This window comes from Candidatus Protofrankia californiensis, from assembly GCF_900634765.1.
Classification (GTDB): Bacteria; Actinomycetota; Actinomycetes; order Frankiales; family Frankiaceae; genus Protofrankia; species Protofrankia californiensis.
The window spans coordinates 20695-22102 of the sequence record NZ_CAAAFT010000210.1; the positions used below are offsets into that span (position 1 = coordinate 20695).

Consider the following 1408-nt stretch of genomic DNA (forward strand, 5'->3'; position numbering starts at 1 on the left):
AATGAGGGCTGCGGCGTGAACGGGATTCAGTGAACAGGATTCTGCTCCTGGAAGGAGAATGAAATGACGACGATCGACTATGATCAATTCTACATTGACGGCGGGTGGAAGGCGCCGGCATCGAGCGGCAGCATTGCCGTGCACTCGGCCAGCACGGAGGAGCGTGTGGGCAGCGTTCCGGAGGGAACCGAACGTGACATAGACCTGGCGGTGGCGGCGGCGCGCCGTGCCTTCGACGATCCGGACGGGTGGTCACGATGGTCACCGGCGCGCCGCGCGGAGGTTCTGGAGCGATTCGCGGCCGCGCTGGAGGCGCGCGGTGCAGAAACCGCGCGCCGGGTCAGCGTCCAGAACGGAATGCCGATCTGGTTGGCCAACCAGTTCGAAGGGGGTTTCCCGCCGCTGCTGCTCCGCTATTACGGTGGCCTGGTGGCGGCCTCCGGCCTCGAGGAGACGCGCCCCGGCATGTTGGGCGGCCGTTCCCTGGTCATCCGCGAGCCCATTGGCGTGGTCGGCGCCGTGGTTCCGTGGAATGTGCCGCAGGCGATCTCTTTTCTGAAGATCGCGCCGGCCCTGGCCAGCGGCTGCACCGTGGTGATCAAGCCTGCGCCGGAGACCGTCCTGGACGCCTTCCTCGTTGGCGAGGCCGCGGCGGAAAGCGGGCTGCCCGACGGCGTACTCAACATCGTTCCCGGCGGCCGCGAACTCGGTGCCCACCTTGTTTCGCACCCCGGGGTCGACAAGGTGTCCTTTACCGGCTCGACCGCCGCCGGGCGTGTGATCGCCGAGACATGTGGTCGGCTGCTGCGGCCGGTGACTCTCGAACTGGGTGGCAAGTCGGCCGCCATCGTGCTCGACGACGCCGATCTGGCGGCCAACATTCAGAGCTTCTTCGCGTCGACCCTGCTCAACAACGGTCAGATCTGCTGGCTCGGCACGCGTGTTCTCGCACCCCAGCGCCGGTACCGGGAAGTAGTCGATACTATTACCGGACTCGTCAATTCGATAGCGGTGGGGGATCCGCTCGACCCCTCGACTCAGATGGGCCCGCTCGTGTCGGCCCGACAGCGCGATCGGGTGGAGTCCTACATCGCCAAGGGCGAGAGCGAAGGGGCCCGACTGACAGCCGGTGGCAAGCGGCCCGAAGGCCTCGACAAGGGATGGTTTGTCGAACCCACGGTGTTCGCGGATGTGGATAACAAGCACACCATCGCCCAGGAGGAGATTTTCGGGCCGGTGTTGGCGGTGATCCCGTACTCGACCGAGGAGGAGGCTGTCGCCATAGCGAACGACAGCGATTACGGTCTCGGTGGATCGGTGTGGACGGCCGACCCGGAACGCGGCACCGCATTCGCGCGGAAGGTCCAAACCGGCACGATCGGGATCAACGCCTACGTCAACGACCCCA

General features: G+C 65.9%; 1 protein-coding gene. It reads left to right on the top strand.

Translation table 11 applies throughout. The annotated features are described in order from the left end of the window. Positions 1-63: 63 nt before the first annotated feature. Positions 64-1408, top strand: a 1345-nt coding sequence (locus DD1DGNOD_RS11530; protein ID WP_131770095.1) for an aldehyde dehydrogenase, incomplete at its 3' end; no start/stop codon positions are given.